A 16695-nucleotide genomic window follows, 5' to 3' on the forward strand; every position below is an offset into this window, starting at 1 on the left:
GTGACTCCGGCGAAGCACAGCATGGTTGACGTTCAGTCACCGCAACAACCGCTTCGGGCATATTCCAGCGCAAGGGAGTATGCGTGCGGCATACTGTGCGACGCACAGCGCGGGGAGTCGAACATGGGGGGTCTTCGGGGCCTCGCCCGAGGCGAGCGGCGCGCACCCGATGCCCCGGAGCCGTCCTACCGACGGCACCGTGACATTTGCGCCACAGAACCACTCGCACCCCACGGAGCGTACCGGAGCACGGCGCCGACTCCCCCCTGTGACGAGTCACGCCCAGGACACAACCCGATATCGACCCTCCGTGACCGCTTATGCGTGAGGGATCCGACATTTCGCAAACCGGTTGCCAGAGTCTGACATCGACGGCGCGGCCCCTGCGCCCCCTGCCCCTCATCGGGCACCGGCGCGCGCCGTCACCCCGCGAGCGCCTGCGCCAGGCGCTCCTCCGCCTCCCGGGCGCCGCCCCAGCGTTCGGCCCGCAGCCAGGCCCGTTTGAGGTGCAGATGCACATCGGCCTCCCAGGTGAAGCCCATCCCGCCGTGCACCTGGAGGCAGTCCCGGGCGTTGCCCACCGCGGCCTCGTCCGCCAGCAGCTTGGCGCCCGCGATGTCGAGGGCGTCCCCGGTCACCGCCGCCGCGTAGACCGCGGCGCGGGCCAGCTCGGCGCGGACCAGCATCCCGGCACACAGGTGCTTGACCGCCTGGAAGGAGCCGATGGGCGCCCCGAACTGGGTGCGCTGCCGGGCGTACCCGACCGCCGTCTCGACCGTCCGGCCGGCGCTGCCCAGCTGCTCGGCGGCGGTCAGCAGGGCCGCCTCGCGGCGCAGCCGGGACGCGTCCGCCCCGGGGAGCGGGGTGGTGCGCGGGCGGCCGGTGACGCGGACGAGCGGGGTGAGCGGGTCGACGGAGGCGAAGGGCGCGCGGGCCACCTCGGCGGGCGCACTCCGGTACACCGCGCCGTCCCGCTCCGGCGCACCACCTTCGACGAAGATCAACACGTCGCAGTGGTCCGGGTGTTCCCACAGCACCGGGTCGGCCCCGCCATCACACAGGGCGACGATCCGCTCGCCGGTCGCCACGCCGTCCACCGCCCCGGCCAGCAGCTGACCGGCCACCAGCGGTCCCGGCAGCAGCGCCCGGCCCACCTCCTCGAAGACCAGCACGGCCTCCGGCAGTCCCAGCCCGACCCCGCCGTCCGCCTCCGGGAGCCGCAGCGCGAAGAACCCGGCGGTGGCCAGTTCCCGCCACAGCCCGCGGTCCGGTGCCGGGTCGTCGACCGCTGCCCGCAGCCGGTCCCGGCCGAAGCGGCCGGCGAGCAGCTCCCTGGTCCCGTCCCGCAACGCCCGCTGGTCGTCGGTGAGTTGGAAGTCCACCGGCCCGCTCACCGCCCCTTCGGCAGGCCGAGGATCCGCTCGGCGACGATGTTCCGCTGAATCTGCGAGGTGCCCGCGGCGATGGTGTAGGCGAGGGCGGAGAGCCGGTCGGCGACCCAGGGGTGCGCGGCGTCCAGCGCCTGCCCGCCGAGCACCTCGGCCGCCGCGTCGTACAGCTCCTGGCGGGCGTGCGAGTAGCGCAGCTTGAAGACCGAACCGCCGGTGCCGGGCACACCGCCGGATCTCCCCCTGGGTCTCGAATCTTCCCCCACGCTCGGCTTCGCTCGCGCGGGGGGACCCCCATGACCAGGGGGGACCCCCATCGCCTCGCTGACGTTCCACTGCGTCAGCCGCCACAGCGCGGCGAACTCGGCGTTCAGCCGGCCCAGCCGGCGGCGGAGCACCGCGTCGTCCCAGCGGCCGTTGGCGCGGGCGGTGCGGGCGAGTTCCCCGAGCACCCGGCGGCAGGCCACCACCTCGCCGACGAAGGCGGTGCCGCGCTCGAAGGAGAGCGTCACCATCGTCACCCGCCAGCCGTCGTGCTCGGCGCCGACGCGGTTGCCGGCCGGGACCCGGACCTCGTCGAGGAACAGCTCGGCGAACTCCGTGGAGCCGGCCAGCGTCCGCAGCGGCCGCACGGTCACCCCGGGCGCGTCCATCGGCATCGCCAGCCAGCTGATGCCGCGGTGCCGGGGGGCCTCGGGGTCGGTGCGGACGAGCAGTTCGCACCAGTCGGCGACCTCGGCGTGCGAGGTCCAGATCTTGCTGCCGGTCACGACGTAGTCGTCGCCGTCCCGGACCGCCCGGGTGCGCAGCGCGGCCAGGTCGGAGCCGGCGTCCGGTTCGCTGAAGCCCTGGCACCAGATCTCGTCGCCGCGCAGGATCGGCGGCAGCCAGCGGGCGCGCTGCGCGGGCGTGCCCTCGGCGGCGATGGTGGGGCCGGCGTGCAGCAGCCCGACGAAGTTGGCGCCGACGTACGGGGCGCCCGCCTTCTCGCTCTCCTCCAGGAAGATCAGGTGCTGAGTGGGGGTGGCGCCCCGCCCGCCGGCGTCGGCCGGCCAGTGCAGGCCCGCGTACCCGGCGTCGTACAGCATCCGCTGCCAGGCCGCGTCGTAGGCCCGCCGGCCGGGCCAGTCGGTGGCGACGGGCTTCGGCGGCAGCTTCGGCAGCACCTCGGCGAGCCAGGTACGCAGCCGGTCCCGGAAGGCTTCTTCCTCGGCGGTGTAGGCGAGGTCCATTTTCTGATGGTGCATCAGATTTCTGGGTCGGGCTAGCCCTCTGTCGCCGATCGGGCGGAGTCCGCCCGATCCCCCGGTGCTGGGTCACGGACCTGAACTACCTTGCGCGGTCCGGGCGTTACGCGCATGAACCCGAAGCAGGAAACGGAGCAACGCCATGCCGCCGAGACGAGTGGTCACCGGACGGAGCCAGGAGCCGCGCAAGCGGTTCGCGGAGGAGCTCCGGTTACTGCGGAGGGAGCGGGGGGTGAGCCTGCGGGACCTCGCGAAGGTAGTGGGCTGGGACCCTTCTCTCTTCGGCAAGTTGGAGAACGGACAGACGCTGGGCGGCCCGGAAGTGGCACAGGCACTGGACACCTATTACGGGACGCCGGGACTGCTGCTCGCGATGTGGGAGATGGCGGCGGCGGATCCGTCGCAGTTCAAGGAGCAGTTTCGGCGGTACATGGAGCTGGAGGCCGAGGCGATCAGTCTGTGGCACTACTGCGGCAGTGTCCTGCATGGTCTGCTCCAGACTCGGGAGTACGCCCGCGAGTTGCTCGCAATGGGTGGCCTCAAGGCGCAAGAGCTGGATCAACAGGTCGACGCGCGTATCGGACGCCAAAAGGTGCTGGAGGGGGACGACGGGCCGCCTTTTCGCGCCATCCTCTCCGAGGCAGCACTGCGGAACTCGCTGCGGGACTCGCGGGAGTGGCAGCAGCAATTGAAGTACTTGGTGGAGGTGTCGCGGCGCCCTAATGTCACCCTCTATCTGTTGCCCTTCGGTGGCGGGCTGCACGGCCTGATGGACACCGCCGTCACATTCCTCCGGCTTCTGGACGGCCGTACCGTGACCTACGTCGAGAACGTCGTAGGCAGTGAAATGATCCAGGAAGCAGGCCGGGTTGAGGACTTGCAGCGCAGATATGATGCGATTCGCGACATGGCTCTGAACCCCGCCGAGTCGCTGTCGTTCATCTTGCGGATGTTGGAGGAAGTGCCGTGCGAGCCCTCGACCTGACCAACGTGACCTGGCGCAAGAGCAGTTACAGCAACTCGGAAGGTGGCGCGTGCATCGAGGTCGCCGACGACTTCCTCACCACCGCCGCTTGGCGCAAGTCCAGCTACAGCAACACGGACGGCGGCAACTGCATCGAGGTAGCCGACAACCTCCCCGCCCTCGTCCCCGTCCGTGACAGCAAGGACCCGCACGGCCCCGCGCTCGTCTTCTCGGCGGCCGCCTGGTCGGCGTTCGTCGGCGCCGTCAAGGGCGGTCAGCCCGGCGGGCGGTAGGAGCTGCTCGCCTGGGCGTACAGGCGGTCCACCTCGGTGCGGCCGGTGTCCGGGCCGATGACCAGGACGAGGTGGTAGCGGCCGTTCCGGATCATCGCGAGGTTGCGGGCGTAGAGCCGGTGGCCGGCGCCGTCCGTCCAGGCGAAGGTGCCCTCGGCCATCGCCGTCTGCCCGACGTCGATCCGCCGCAGCCCGGAGGCCGACGACCAGCCCGCGTCCCGGAACGCCGCCAACTCCGGCTCCCCGGCCTGCTGGTACGCCATCGGGTCCGCCCCGAACCGCGCGGTGGCATCGCGGCCGGGCACCACCAGCAGGGTGCAGCCGCCGCCGGTGTAGCGCGCCTGGCCCTGCGGGCCGCCGGCGGCGCGCTGCCAGCCCTCGCGCACCGCGATCCGGAACCCGAGGGGGTCGGTGCGCAGCGCGAAGCCGGGGGCGACGGTCCCGGGGTCGGTGGTCTGCGGGACGGCGGTGCCCGGTGGGCGGTCGGCGCCCGAGCCCGTGCCGTTGCCCTTGCCCTCGCCGACGCCGCCGGGCGAGGGGGCCGGGCTGGCACCGGGCGCCTCGCCCGCGGTGCCGGAGCCGTCCGTGCCGGACCCGCCGCGCGCCCCGGACTTCGGCAGGAACACCATGGCGCAGGCGATCCCGGCGACCATCAGCAGCAGGATGACGGTGAGCAGCATCCGGCCCAGGCTGCGCGGACCCCGGCCGCCCCGCGACCGCGCCGGCACCGGGCCGACCCCGACCTGCCCCAGCAGCTCATGCCCGGACGGCTCCGGCCACCGGCCCGCCGAACGGCCGACGGGGCGCGGCGTCTTGGACCGGCGGGGCGCGGCGGGCGGCTCGGCGGAGCGGGGCGGGCGCGCGGCCGCCGCCCGCCCGGCCCGGGCCCGCTCGGGCCGCCGCTGACGGACCAGCTCGCCCCGCCGCCGGACGATCGGCAGCCGCCGCGGGTCGGCGGGGCCCTCCGGCGCGGGCAGGGCCACCGTCCGGCGGCCCAGCTCCGGCTCCGGCGCCGTGCGCACCAACGCCCGCAGCCGGCCGTGGACTTCCTCGACCGACGGCCGCGCCGCCGGCTCCCGGCACAACAGCGCGGCGACGACCGGACGCAGCACCCCGCCCTCCACGGCCTCGGCGGGCCGCTGCGCCCGCACCAGCCGCACCAGCTCGGCGGCGCTCTCCTCGGGATACGGCGGATACCCCTGCACCGCGCGGAACAGCAGCACGCCCACCGCCCACAGATCCGCGGCCGGCCCGACCGGCTCCGCCCCTGACGCGCTCCCGTCCGCCGGCCCGGCCTGCTCCGGGGACCAGCGCTCGGCGACCGCGCCGACCGTCTGCAGCCGTGCCTGCCGGGCCCGTTCGGCGGCGAGCCCGGTGAGCACCGCGCCGGACGCCGTGCCCACGGCCTCCCCGCCGCTCCCGGCCGCCTCCTTGTCCAGCGACACGGGCACCGACGCCGGCACCGACGCCGTGGCCGGCTCCCGCGGCATCGGGTCGTACCCGCACAGCGCCTCCTGCGCCGCGCCCGCCGCCAGGCCCGCGAGGACCGCCCGGCCGTCGTCGCAGACCAGGACCGTGCGGGCGGTGATGTTGCGGTGCAGCCAGCCGTGCGCGTGCAGGACGCGCAGGGCGGTGAGCAGGTCGCCGGCGATCTCCGCGGCGCGGTGCGGGCTCAGCGTCCGCCCGGCGAGCAGCTCGGCCAGCGGGCGGGCGGACAGCAGCTCCCCGACGATCCACACGCTGCCGTCCTGCGCGAAGACGTCGAAGACCTGCTCCAGCAGGGCGTGGTCGGGCAACTGGCCGGCGGTCGTGGCGGCCTGGACGGCGCGGCGGACGACCGGGTCCGAGGGGGCGCGCTCGGCCCGCCCGCCGACGCTCCAGCCATGGGCCGCCGGACCGCCGCCGAAACCGTCCTCCGCGGGCCCGTCCGCCGGTCCGCCGTCCGGCGCCAGCGCCTCGGCCTCCACCACCTCCGGCAGCGGCACCTGACGGATCAGCACCTCCTGGCCGCTGTAGGTGTCGAAGGCCGGGACAGCGGTGAACGGGCCGGGGTCGGCGGCCGGCCGCGCCGCCAGGCGGTAGCGGTCGGCGAGCACCCTCCCCCCGTGCCCGAACGGCCGCGGGGACGTCCCCATCGCGTGCTCGTCCACGATGCGCCTCCCCTCAGCGGGCGCCGCGCCCGCCGCGGGCGGATGCGTACGACTCTGGACTTCTCACGATACGTGGCAGCACCGACAGTTGAGCCCGCCGGACCGCGTCCCGCGTCGTGCCCGTCCCCGCCGTCCGCGGACCGGCCCCCGCCGCCCGCGCGCCCCGTCGACCGAGGAGGCCGAGGAGGCCGCCCAGGAGTCGGTCCTGCACCGTCGAGGAGTCAGTCCTTCACCGTGAAGGTCCGGAAGGCGGTGTCCCGCAGCTCCCGGCACTCGTCGTCGTCCCAGGCGTCCGCCTCGCAGGTGATCATGATGGCGTAGCCGTGGTGGTCGTCGGCGCGGAAGCCGCGGTTGAGCACCCGCACGTCCTCGCCGCCCTGGTGGCGGGTGAACGACCAGTCCGCGACGGTCGGGAAGCCGCGCCAGCCGATGGCCTTGATGCCCAGGAGGTGGTAGTCGTCGCTGGAGCCGGCCACGCTGGGCTCCAGGCTGCGCCAGGAGGCCGCGGCGTCCTTGCCCGGCGAGTCGTTGTAGTCGACCTGTATGCGCGGGAAGCCCCCGGAGGCGCTGTATATGGCGCCGGAGTTCGACCCGGCCGTGGCGGTCTGGTGGAACCCCTGGGGCATCGCCATGGCGAAGTGGAAGGCGCCGTTGGTGACCTGCGCGAAGCCCTCTGGGAGCGCCGCCCCGCCCTTCTTCCCGCCGCCGCCCTTGCCGCCGTCCTTGCCGCCGCCCCCGGCGCCGCCGTTCCCGGCGCCGCCCGGCTTCCCCCCGCCCGGGGTGCCCGCGCCGTCCGTGGCGGCACTGCTCGCGCCGGCCGACTCCGTCACGTCCCGGCTCGCGGCCGTGCCCTTGGCGCCCTTGGCCGCGGAGCCGGCACTGTCGCCGTTGCCGAACAGCAGGGCCAGCAGCGTCCCGAGGACGACGACGACCACGACGGCCCCGATGATCAGGGTGCGGCGCGGGACGACGTCGGTCACCGAGGCACGCGGCGGGGCGGGACGGCCGTCGCCGCCACCGGGTCTGGAGTCCGACCGGACCGCCGCGGCGGCGTTCCGCACGGACGTCAGCGCCGCACGCACCCGCTCCTTGGCGGCGTCGGCGTCGAATCCGGCGCGGGCCGGGGTGCCGGCGCCCGTCTTCGCCGCGGCCGGCCGTGCCACCGCGCTGTCCTTGCCGGGCTCCCGCACCGGCGCCGGCTTCGGCTTCGGCTTCGCCGAACCGCCGTCCGTGCGCGGGGCGTTCGGCGCGTCCTGCGCCGCCCCGGCGCCGACGGCCGCCGCCCCGGCCGCCGCCCCGGCCGACGGCTTCGCCTTCGGCTTCTTCGGCACCCGCGGCCCGACCGCGGCACCGGCGGACCCGGTGGCCTTGGCCGGCTTGGCTGCCTTGGCGGGCCTGCCACCGCCCCGCTCCGGCCGCTCCACGGGCGCGGTGGGCAGCGTCATCGCCCGGGTCGCGTCCATCGGGGGCTCCGGCTCGGGCTCCGGGGCGTGGATGACGTCCAGCAGCAGGGCCCGCGCCCCGGCCTCGTCCAGCCGGCCCTGCGGGTCCTTCACCAACAGGCCGTAGATGACGTCCTCCAGCGGCCCGGCGCTCTTGGGCGGCTCGACCGGCTCGGTCATCACGGCGGTGAGGGTGGCGATCGCCGAGCCCTTGTCGTACGGGGGGACGCCCTCGACGCAGGCGTACAGCAGGCCGCCGAGCGACCACAGGTCGGCCGGTGGGCCCGGCTTCTGGCCGCGGGCCCGCTCCGGCGAGATGTACGAGGGCGCGCCGACGAGCATGCCGGTGGAGGTCACCGAGGGGTCGCCCTCGACCTGGGCGATGCCGAAGTCGGTGAGCACGACCCGGCCGTCGTCGGAGATCAGGACGTTGGACGGCTTCACGTCGCGGTGCAGGATGCCCTGGCCGTGGGCGGCACGCAGGACGTCGAGCACCGCAAGGCCGACCTCGGCGGCGCGGCGCGGGGTGAGCGGGCCGTCGTCGCGGACGACCTCGGCCAGCGAGCGGCCCTCGACCAGTTCCATCACGATCCACGGCCGGTCGTCCTCGTCGACCACGTCGTAGACCGTCACCGCGCCGTTGTTGCGGATCCGGGCGATGGCCTTGGCCTCGCGCAGGGTGCGGGTGATCAGGCGCCGCTTCTCGTCCTCCTCGATGCCGCCGGGGAAGCGGAGTTCCTTGACCGCGACCGTGCGGCCCAGGACCTCGTCGTCGGCCCGCCAGACGGTGCCCATCCCACCCCGGCCGAGAACACCGGCGAGCCGGTACCGGCCGGCGAGCAGCCTGCCCTCCTTGCCGTCCATCTCGACCTCGTCGCCCACGGAATCCCCTCTGCATTCCAGCCGAGTTGGCAGCCCCGATGCTCCATCGACCGCCAAACTGACCCAACTCGGACAACCCACCCTGGCAGGGCCTTCATTCTCCCTCATCCACGGCCGTGCGGAAGGCCGGGTGGGTGCCCGAGGGTGCCGCGCACCCGTCATGATGGCCCCGACGACGGGAGTTCTTTTTGCCGCTGCGCCCACCCCGCCCGGTTCCACCGGGCCGACCGCGCCGGACCGTCCGCGCGCTCCCGGCCGTGCTGGCCGCCCTGTCCCTGACGGCGTGTACGAGCACCCCGCCCGACTCCGTCGCGCCGCCGGCGACGGCCGCCGGGGCGGCCGCGCTGCACCGCATGGTCGCCGACGGCGCGCCCGGCGCGGCCTCGCTGGTCACCCGGGACGGCCGACTGACCTCCTCGCACTTCACCGCGGCCGGCGTCGCCGATCTGCGCAACGGCCGGAAGATGGGCCGCCTGGACCACTTCCGGGCGGGCAGCCTCACCAAGACCCTCGTCGCCACGGTCGTTCTGCAACTCGTCGGCGAGGGCCGGCTCTCCCTCGACGACCGCGCCGCGGACCGCCTCCCGCCCGGAGTGCCGCTCACCGGCGCGCACGGCGCCAGCGATCTGCACCGGGTGACGGTACGCCAACTCCTCGACCACACGAGCGGGCTGTTCAACTACACCGACGACCCCCACCTCGCCGAACGGCTGTACGGCACGGGCTTCCCGGCCCACCGCTACGACCGCTACACCCCGACCGCACTGCTGCGGATCGCGCTCGGCCACCGGCCCACCGCCGCCCCCGGCGCCCACTACGCCTACTCCAACACCAACTACCTGGTCCTCGGCCTGGTCATCCGGGCCGTCACCGGGCACCCGTACGCCGAGGAGCTGCGCCGCCGCATCCTGGCCCCGTTCGGCCTGCGCGGCACCTCGTTCCCCGGCGACAGCCCCGCGCTGCCCGCGCCGCACGGCCGCGGCTACTCCCGGATCGACGGCCACGAGGTGGACAGCACCGCCCTCGATCCCAGCCGGGCCGGCGCGGCCGGCGAGATGATCACCACCCTCGGCGACCTCAACCGGTTCTTCGCCGCGCTGCTCGGCGGCCGGCTCCTGGCACCCCGCCAGATGTCCGAACTCCGCGGCGAACAGGCCACCCACGGCGCGTACGGCCTGGGCGTCTACGCCACCCGGCTGCCCTGCGGGGTGACGGTGTGGGGCCACAACGGCGACATCAACGGCTCGTACGCGCAGACCGCCGGCACCGCCGACGGCCGGCACCTGGTCAGCTTCCGGGTCAACACCGACGCCCCGGCCGGCCGGGCCGCCGGCACCGCCGTCCTGGCCGCCGAGTTCTGCGCACCCCACCGCAACCGGCGCGCCTGACCGGGACGGGGCGCCGGCGGACGGGCGGCCGCCGCTACGTCAGCGGCACGATGTCCGGCGCACCCAGCCGGGCCGCGTCCGCCGTCAGGTCGTCCGGCTGCCGCTGCGACTCGCGCTCGGCCTCCACCCGCTTCTCGTAGTGCGCGATCTCCTTCTCGATCTGCGCGCTGTCCCAGCCCAGCGCCGGCGCCATCAGCTCGGCGGCCTCCCGGGCACTGCGGGTGCCGCGGTCGAAGGTCTCGATGGAGATCCGGGTGCGCCGGGTCAGCACGTCGTCGAGGTGCCGGGCGCCCTCGTGCGTACAGGCGTAGACGACCTCGGCGCGCAGGTAGTCGTCCGCGGCGGCCAGCGGCCGGCCCAGCGAGGGGTCGGCCACCACCAGTTCCAGCAGCTCCTCGGTCAACGAGCCGTAACGGTTCAGCAGATGCTCCGTACGGGCCACGTGCAGTCCGGTCCGGGCGGCGATCCGGGCCCGCGCGTTCCACAGCGCCCGATAGCCCTCGGCGCCCGCCAGCGGCACGTCCTCGGTGACGCACTCGGCGACCCGGGCGTCCAGCGCGTGCACCGCCTCGTCCACCGCGTCCTTGGCCATCACCCGGTACGTGGTGTACTTGCCGCCCGCGACGACCACCAGACCCGGCACCGGGTGGGCCACCGTGTGCTCCCGCGACAGCTTGCTGGTGGCGTCCGACTCGCCGGCCAGCAGTGGCCGCAGACCGGCGTAGACGCCCTCCACGTCGTCCCGGGTGAGCGGGGTGGCCAGCACCGAGTTCACATGCTCCAGCAGGTAGTCGATGTCGGCGCTGGAGGCCGCCGGGTGCGCCTTGTCCAGGTCCCAGTCGGTATCCGTCGTCCCGATGATCCAGTGCCGCCCCCACGGGATGACGAACAGCACGCTCTTCTCGGTCCGCAGGATCAGCCCGGTCGTCGAATGGATCCGGTCCTTGGGGACGACCAGGTGAATCCCCTTCGACGCACGGACGTGGAACTGGCCGCGCTCCCCGATCAGCGCCTGGGTGTCGTCCGTCCACACCCCCGTCGCGTTGACGATCTGCCGGGCCCGGATCTCGTGCTCCACACCGCCCTCGACGTCCTGCACCCGCGCCCCGACCACCCGCTCGCCCTCGCGCAGGAAACCCACCACCCGCGCCCGGTTGGCGACCTGCGCGCCGTACGCGGCCGCGGTGCGCACCAGGGTCATGACGTACCGCGCGTCATCCATCTGCGCGTCGTAGTACTGCAACGCGCCGACCAGCGCGTCCCGCCGCAGACAGGGCGCCACCCGCAGCGCCCGCCGGTGCGAGAGGTGCCGGTGGACGGGCAGCCCCCGGCCGTGCCCGGAGGAGACCGACATCCCGTCGTAGAGCGCCACCCCGGAGCCCGCGTAGAGGCGCTCCCAACCCCGGTGCTGCAGCGGATAGAGGAACGGCACCGGCTTGACCAGATGGGGCGCCAGCCGCTGGAGCAGCAGCCCGCGCTCCTTCAACGCCTCCCGCACCAGCCCGAAGTCCAGCATCTCCAGATACCGCAGCCCGCCGTGAATGAGCTTGCTCGACCGGCTGGAGGTGCCCGACGCCCAGTCACGGGCCTCCACCAGCCCGGTGTCCAGCCCGCGGGTCACGGCGTCCAGTGCCGTACCGGCACCGACCACGCCGCCGCCGACCACCAGCACGTCCAGTTCCCGCTCGGCCATCTGGGTGAGCGCCTTGGCGCGCTGCGCCGGTCCGAGTGTCGCTGTCTTCACCACTGCCTCCCGCTGTGATTCGGAACCGGACCCCCCGTCCGTCGATTTTGTCCGCGGCCGCTGCCGGCAACCACTGTCCGCCCGCGGCGGCAACACCCGGCCACCTTGATCCACCAATACCCATTCTGGGTCAAATATCCGCTTAGTCTATTTAAGCCCTTTCGGTGGCCGGCTCCCCCGCACGGCGCCCGGCCCCCACGAGGACACGCGCAGGGCCCACACACTCGCTCGGGAAGGACGGCCGCAGCATGCCCGCAGATCTCGCCGTCATCGGACTCGGTCACCTGGGTCTCCCCCTCGCCCAGGCCGCCACCGCCGCCGGCCTCACCACCCTCGGCTACGACCCCGATCCCCAGGTGGCCGCGCTCCCCGGCAGCGGCGGCCCGCTGTCCGCCACCGAGGTCCGCCGGCTGCTCGCCGCCGGCTTCCGCACCACCGCCGACCCCGCCGCCCTGGGCCGGGTCCGTACGGCCGTCCTGTGCAGCCCCACCCCGCTCGGCACCGACCGCACCCCGGACCTGTCCGCCCTCGCCGACGCCGCCCGCACCCTCGCCGCCCGCCTGCGCCCGCACACCACCGTCATCCTCGAATCCGCCGGCTGCCCGGGCACCACCGAGGACTTCCTCCGCCCCCTCCTCGAAACCGGCTCCGGACTCACCGCCGGCCGCGACTTCCACCTCGCCTGCTCCCCCACCCGCCACGACCCCGGCAACCGCACCCACCGCTACCGCAACACCCCCAAGGTCATCGGCGGCCTCACCCCCGCCTGCACCGAAGCCGCCGCCGCCTTCTACGGCCGGCTCACCGACAAGGTCGTCCGCGCCCGCGGCCCCCGCGAGGCCGAGACCGCCAACCTCCTGGAGACCAACTACCGGCACATCAACATCGCCCTGATGAACGAGATGGCCGTCTACTGCCACGAGATCGGCGTCGACCTGTGGGACGTCATCCGCTGCGCCGAGACCAAACCGTTCGGCTTCCAGTCCTTCCGCCCCGGCCCCGGCGTCGGCGGCCACACCGCCCCCCTCGACCCCAACCACCGCACCCCGCACGGAAGTTCACCCGGCACCCCGCTCCGCCTCGTCGAACTCGCCCGGGAGATCAACGACCGGATGCCGACCTACGTCATCCAGCGCTGCACCACCCTCCTCAACGAACACGGCAAGTCCGCCCGCGGCGCCCGCATCCTGCTGCTCGGCATCACCTACAAGCCCGACCTCGCCGACCTCGCCGGCACCCCCGCCGCCGAGGTCGCCGCCCGCCTCCGCGACCTGGGCGCCCACCTCACCTACCACGACCCCTACGTCCCCCACTGGGAGATCCACGGCCACCCCGTCCCCCGCGCCGACTCCCTCTACGAGTCCGCCGCCACCGCCGACCTGACCGTCCTCCTCCAACCCCACCGCACCTACGACCTCCAGGGCCTGGCCGTAAAAGCCCAACTCCTCCTGGACACCCGCGGCGCGACGCCCACCGGTGCCGCCCACCGCCTGTGAAAACGCCAAAGCCCGGCCGCGCCAAAGCACAGGCCGGGCTTTCGCCATCCCCCGTCATCCCCCACCGGGGCGGGGACCCACAACGCACGGGAGGGGGCGGGGCCTCCGGACAGCGGGCCCCGCCCCACAACACCCCTCCGCCGAAGGCGAATTCAACACACGGCGGGAAAGCCGACGACGTGGGAGGGCCACAGCCGGCGCCGCCGACTTACCGCCGCGGAGCGACCGTCACCTCGACCCGCTGGAACTCCTTCAACTCCGAGTACCCCGTCGTGGCCATGGCCCGCCGCAGCGCCCCGAAGAAGTTCATCGTCCCGTCCGGCGTCGTCGACGGACCGCACAGGATCTCCTCCGTCGTGCCGACCGCCCCGAGGTCCACCCGCTTGCCGCGCGGCACGTCCTCGTGCACCGCCTCCATGCCCCAGTGGTGACCACGGCCCGGCGCGTCCGTCGCCCGCGCCAGCGGCGAGCCCATCATCACCGCGTCCGCACCGCAGGCCACCGCCTTCGGCAGGTCGCCGGAGTACCCGACCCCGCCGTCCGCGATGACGTGCACATACCGGCCACCGGACTCGTCCATGTAGTCCCGGCGGGCGGCGGCCACATCGGCCACCGCGGTCGCCATCGGCACCTGGATGCCCAGGACGTTCCGCGTCGTGTGGGCGGCACCGCCACCGAACCCGACGAGCACACCCGCCGCGCCCGTCCGCATCAGGTGCAGCGCCGCGGTGTACGTGGCGCAGCCGCCGACGATCACCGGCACGTCCAGCTCGTAGATGAACTGCTTGAGGTTCAGCGGCTCGGCGGCGGACGAGACGTGCTCCGCCGACACCGTCGTCCCGCGGATCACGAAGATGTCCACGCCGGCGTCCACGACCGCCTTGGAGAACTGCGCGGTGCGCTGCGGGGAGAGCGCGGCGGCGGTGACCACACCGGCGTCCCGCACCTCCTTGATCCGCTGCCCGATCAGCTCCTCCTTGATCGGCGCCGCGTAGATCTCCTGGAGGCGCTTGGTGGCCGCGGCGCCGTCCAGCTCCGCGATCTCCGCCAGCAGCGGCTCCGGGTCCTCGTAGCGGGTCCACAGCCCTTCGAGGTTCAGCACCCCGAGGCCGCCCAGCTCGCCGATGCGGATCGCGGTCCGCGGCGAGACCACCGAGTCCATCGGGGCCGCCAGGAACGGCAGCTCGAAGCGGTAGGCATCGATCTGCCAGGCGATCGAGACCTCCTTCGGGTCGCGAGTGCGCCGACTGGGTACCACGGCGATGTCGTCGAACGCGTATGCCCGGCGGCCGCGCTTGCCGCGCCCGATCTCGATCTCAGTCACTGGTTCTGCCTTCCTACGGATACGCCCCCAGTATCCCCGACGGGGAAGACTGGGGGCGCATCCGGCCGCCACTCGGCGAAGCGGACCTCGGCGAGGCCGTCAGCTCCGCGCGTAGTTGGGCGCCTCGGTGACCATCTGGACGTCGTGCGGGTGGCTCTCCTTCAGGCCCGCCGCGGTGATCCGCACGAACCGGCCCTTCTCCTTGAGCTCGGGGATGTCGGCGGAGCCGACGTAGCCCATGGAGGCACGCAGACCGCCGACGAGCTGGTGCGCGACCGAGGACAGCGGGCCGCGGTAGGGCACCTGGCCCTCGATGCCCTCCGGCACCAGCTTGTCCTCGGAGAGGACGTTGTCCTGGAAGTAGCGGTCCTTCGAGAACGACCGGGCCTGGCCGCGCGACTGCATCGCACCCAGCGAACCCATGCCGCGGTACGACTTGAACTGCTTGCCGTTGACGAAGACCATCTCGCCCGGCGACTCCTCGCAACCCGCCAGCAGCGAACCCAGCATCACGGTGTCCGCACCGGCCGCGATCGCCTTGGCGATGTCGCCGGAGTACTGCAGACCACCGTCGCCGATCAGCGGCACGTCCGCCGCGTGGCACGCCTGCGCGGCCTCGTAGATCGCGGTGACCTGCGGGACGCCGATGCCGGCGACCACCCGCGTGGTGCAGATCGAGCCCGGGCCCACGCCGACCTTCACACCGTCCACACCGGCGTCGATCAGCGCCTGGGCGCCGTCCCGGGTGGCGACGTTGCCGCCGACGACATCGACGCTGATGTTGGACTTGACCTTGGCGATCATGTCGAGGATGCCGCGGCTGTGACCGTGCGCACTGTCGATGACCAGGAAGTCCGCGCCCGCCTCGACCAACGCCTGCGCCCGGTCGTACGCGGCGTCGCCGACGCCCACCGCGGCACCGACGATCAGCCGGCCCTCGGCGTCCTTCGCGGCGTTCGGGTACTTCTCCGCCTTGACGAAGTCCTTGACCGTGATCAGACCCTTGAGCACACCCGCGTCGTCGACCAGCGGCAGCTTCTCGATCTTGTGGCGGCGCAGCAGCTCGATGGCGTCCTCGCCGGAGATGCCGACCTTGCCGGTGACCAGCGGCATCGGCGTCATGACCTCGCGCACCTGACGGCTGCGGTCCATCTCGAAGGCCATGTCGCGGTTGGTCACGATGCCCAGCAGCTTGCCCGCGCCGTCCGTGACCGGCACCCCGCTGATCCGGAACTTCGCGCACAGCGCGTCCGCCTCCGTCAGCGGCGCGTCCGGCCGGACCGTGATCGGGTCGGTGACCATCCCGGACTCGGAGCGCTTCACCAGGTCGACCTGGTTGGCCTGGTCCTCGATCGACAGGTTGCGGTGCAGCACACCCGCGCCGCCCTGACGCGCCATGGCGATCGCCATCCGCGCCTCGGTGACCTTGTCCATCGCGGCCGAGAGGAGCGGGATGTTCACCCGGACATTCCGCGAGACGCGGGACGCGGTGTTCACGGCGTTGGGCAGCACCTCGGACGCGCCGGGCAGCAGCAGCACGTCGTCGTACGTCAGCCCGAGCATGGCGAATTTGGCGGGCATACCCTCGACGTTGTCACTCATGACACCTTCCCCAATGCTCTTGCCTCAGCGCGGACTCCCATGCTAACGGCCTCGTAGAGTGTCCCAATCCACGAGCAATGAGGGCCTCATCACTCGTACGTTCCTACGGCGACTTCCCGCCGCGGACACACCTTCGGGACGGGCGGGACGGCGACACCGGCGGCGCATCGGAACTCCGCGCGCTCCGCGACCTACTGCTCGGCGAGCGCCCGCAGCCTGCTCAGGGCCCGGTGCTGGGCGACCCGCACCGCACCCGGCGACATCCCCAGCATCTGCCCGGTCTCCTCGGCCGTCAGCCCCACCGCCACCCGCAGCAGGACCAGCTCCCGCTGGTTCTCCGGCAGATTGGCCAGCAGCTTCTTGGCCCACTCGGCGTCGCTGCTCAGCAGCGCCCGCTCCTCGGGCCCCAGCGAGTCGTCCGGCTGCTCGGGCATCTCGTCCGACGGCACCGCCGTACTGCCCGGATGCCGCATCGCGGCCCGCTGGAGATCGGCGACCTTGTGACCGGCGATGGCGAACACGAACGCCTCGAAGGGCTTTCCGGTGTCGCGGTAACGGGGCAGCGCACACAGCACCGCCACACAGACCTCCTGCGCGAGGTCCTCGACGAAGTGCCGGGCATCGCCGGGCAGCCGGGAGAGCCGGGTGCGGCAGTAGCGCAGGGCCAGCGGGTGGACGTGCGCCAGCAGGTCGTGGGTCGCCTGCCGGTCGCCCTCGACGGCGCGTGCGACGAGAGCGCCGATCTCCTGCTTCCCGTCATCGCGCATCGGTCCAT

12 protein-coding genes are annotated in these 16695 nt (G+C 73.5%); 4 read left to right on the plus strand and 8 right to left on the minus strand.

The genetic code is table 11. The features are described 5' to 3' along the window. Nucleotides 1-422: 422 nt before the first annotated feature. Nucleotides 423-1382, minus strand: coding sequence for an acyl-CoA dehydrogenase family protein (locus K2224_RS04215; RefSeq protein ID WP_221909424.1), 960 nt, complete (start codon nucleotides 1380-1382; stop codon nucleotides 423-425). Nucleotides 1383-1390: 8 nt separating this feature from the next. Next, nucleotides 1391-2620, minus strand: coding sequence for an acyl-CoA dehydrogenase (locus K2224_RS04220; RefSeq protein WP_221905323.1), 1230 nt, complete (start codon nucleotides 2618-2620; stop codon nucleotides 1391-1393). Between the two features lie 157 nt (nucleotides 2621-2777). On the opposite strand from K2224_RS04220, the gene K2224_RS04225 reads away from it, so the two are divergent. Then, a complete protein-coding gene (locus K2224_RS04225; protein WP_221905324.1) occupies nucleotides 2778-3620 on the plus strand; it encodes a helix-turn-helix transcriptional regulator in 843 nt (280 codons plus the stop codon). Continuing rightward, on the plus strand, nucleotides 3602-3892 hold the full coding sequence (locus tag K2224_RS04230; protein ID WP_221905325.1) for a DUF397 domain-containing protein: 291 nt from the start codon (nucleotides 3602-3604) through the stop codon (nucleotides 3890-3892). The genes K2224_RS04225 and K2224_RS04230 overlap by 19 nt, the downstream gene beginning before the upstream one ends. On the opposite strand, the gene K2224_RS04235 is transcribed toward K2224_RS04230, so the two are convergent. Beyond that, nucleotides 3874-6027 (minus strand): hypothetical protein, encoded by a 2154-nt coding sequence (locus tag K2224_RS04235; protein WP_221909425.1) that lies wholly within the window; start codon nucleotides 6025-6027, stop codon nucleotides 3874-3876. The two genes, K2224_RS04230 and K2224_RS04235, sit on opposite strands and share 19 nt — an antisense overlap. A gap of 236 nt (nucleotides 6028-6263) precedes the next feature. Beyond that, complete coding sequence (locus K2224_RS04240; RefSeq protein WP_221905326.1) at nucleotides 6264-8366, minus strand: serine/threonine-protein kinase; 2103 nt, start codon at nucleotides 8364-8366, stop codon at nucleotides 6264-6266. A gap of 188 nt (nucleotides 8367-8554) precedes the next feature. On the opposite strand from K2224_RS04240, the gene K2224_RS04245 reads away from it, so the two are divergent. Next, nucleotides 8555-9754: a serine hydrolase gene (locus tag K2224_RS04245; RefSeq protein ID WP_221905327.1), complete on the plus strand. Its 1200-nt coding sequence runs from the start codon at nucleotides 8555-8557 to the stop codon at nucleotides 9752-9754. A gap of 34 nt (nucleotides 9755-9788) precedes the next feature. Here K2224_RS04245 and K2224_RS04250 read toward each other — a convergent pair whose 3' ends face one another. Next, the gene (locus K2224_RS04250; RefSeq protein ID WP_221905328.1) at nucleotides 9789-11498 is read right to left on the minus strand and encodes a glycerol-3-phosphate dehydrogenase/oxidase; all 1710 of its coding nucleotides are present in this window, start codon (nucleotides 11496-11498) and stop codon (nucleotides 9789-9791) included. Between the two features lie 248 nt (nucleotides 11499-11746). On the opposite strand from K2224_RS04250, the gene K2224_RS04255 reads away from it, so the two are divergent. Continuing rightward, a complete protein-coding gene (locus tag K2224_RS04255; RefSeq protein ID WP_221905329.1) occupies nucleotides 11747-12994 on the plus strand; it encodes a nucleotide sugar dehydrogenase in 1248 nt (415 codons plus the stop codon). A 208-nt stretch (nucleotides 12995-13202) separates the two neighbouring features. On the opposite strand, the gene K2224_RS04260 is transcribed toward K2224_RS04255, so the two are convergent. The 3 genes from K2224_RS04260 to K2224_RS04270 form a co-directional block, all read right to left on the minus strand. Continuing rightward, on the minus strand, nucleotides 13203-14318 hold the full coding sequence (locus tag K2224_RS04260) for a GuaB3 family IMP dehydrogenase-related protein (protein ID WP_221905330.1): 1116 nt from the start codon (nucleotides 14316-14318) through the stop codon (nucleotides 13203-13205). Nucleotides 14319-14417: 99 nt separating this feature from the next. Then, nucleotides 14418-15920, minus strand: a complete 1503-nt coding sequence (gene guaB / locus K2224_RS04265; protein ID WP_221905331.1) for an IMP dehydrogenase — start codon at nucleotides 15918-15920, stop codon at nucleotides 14418-14420. 191 nt (nucleotides 15921-16111) lie between these two features. Beyond that, nucleotides 16112-16687, minus strand: coding sequence for a sigma-70 family RNA polymerase sigma factor (locus K2224_RS04270; protein WP_018538709.1), 576 nt, complete (start codon nucleotides 16685-16687; stop codon nucleotides 16112-16114). Between the last annotated feature and the right edge of the window lie 8 nt (nucleotides 16688-16695).

Origin of the sequence: Streptomyces sp. BHT-5-2, assembly GCF_019774615.1 — a bacterium.
GTDB lineage: Bacteria > Actinomycetota > Actinomycetes > Streptomycetales > Streptomycetaceae > Streptomyces.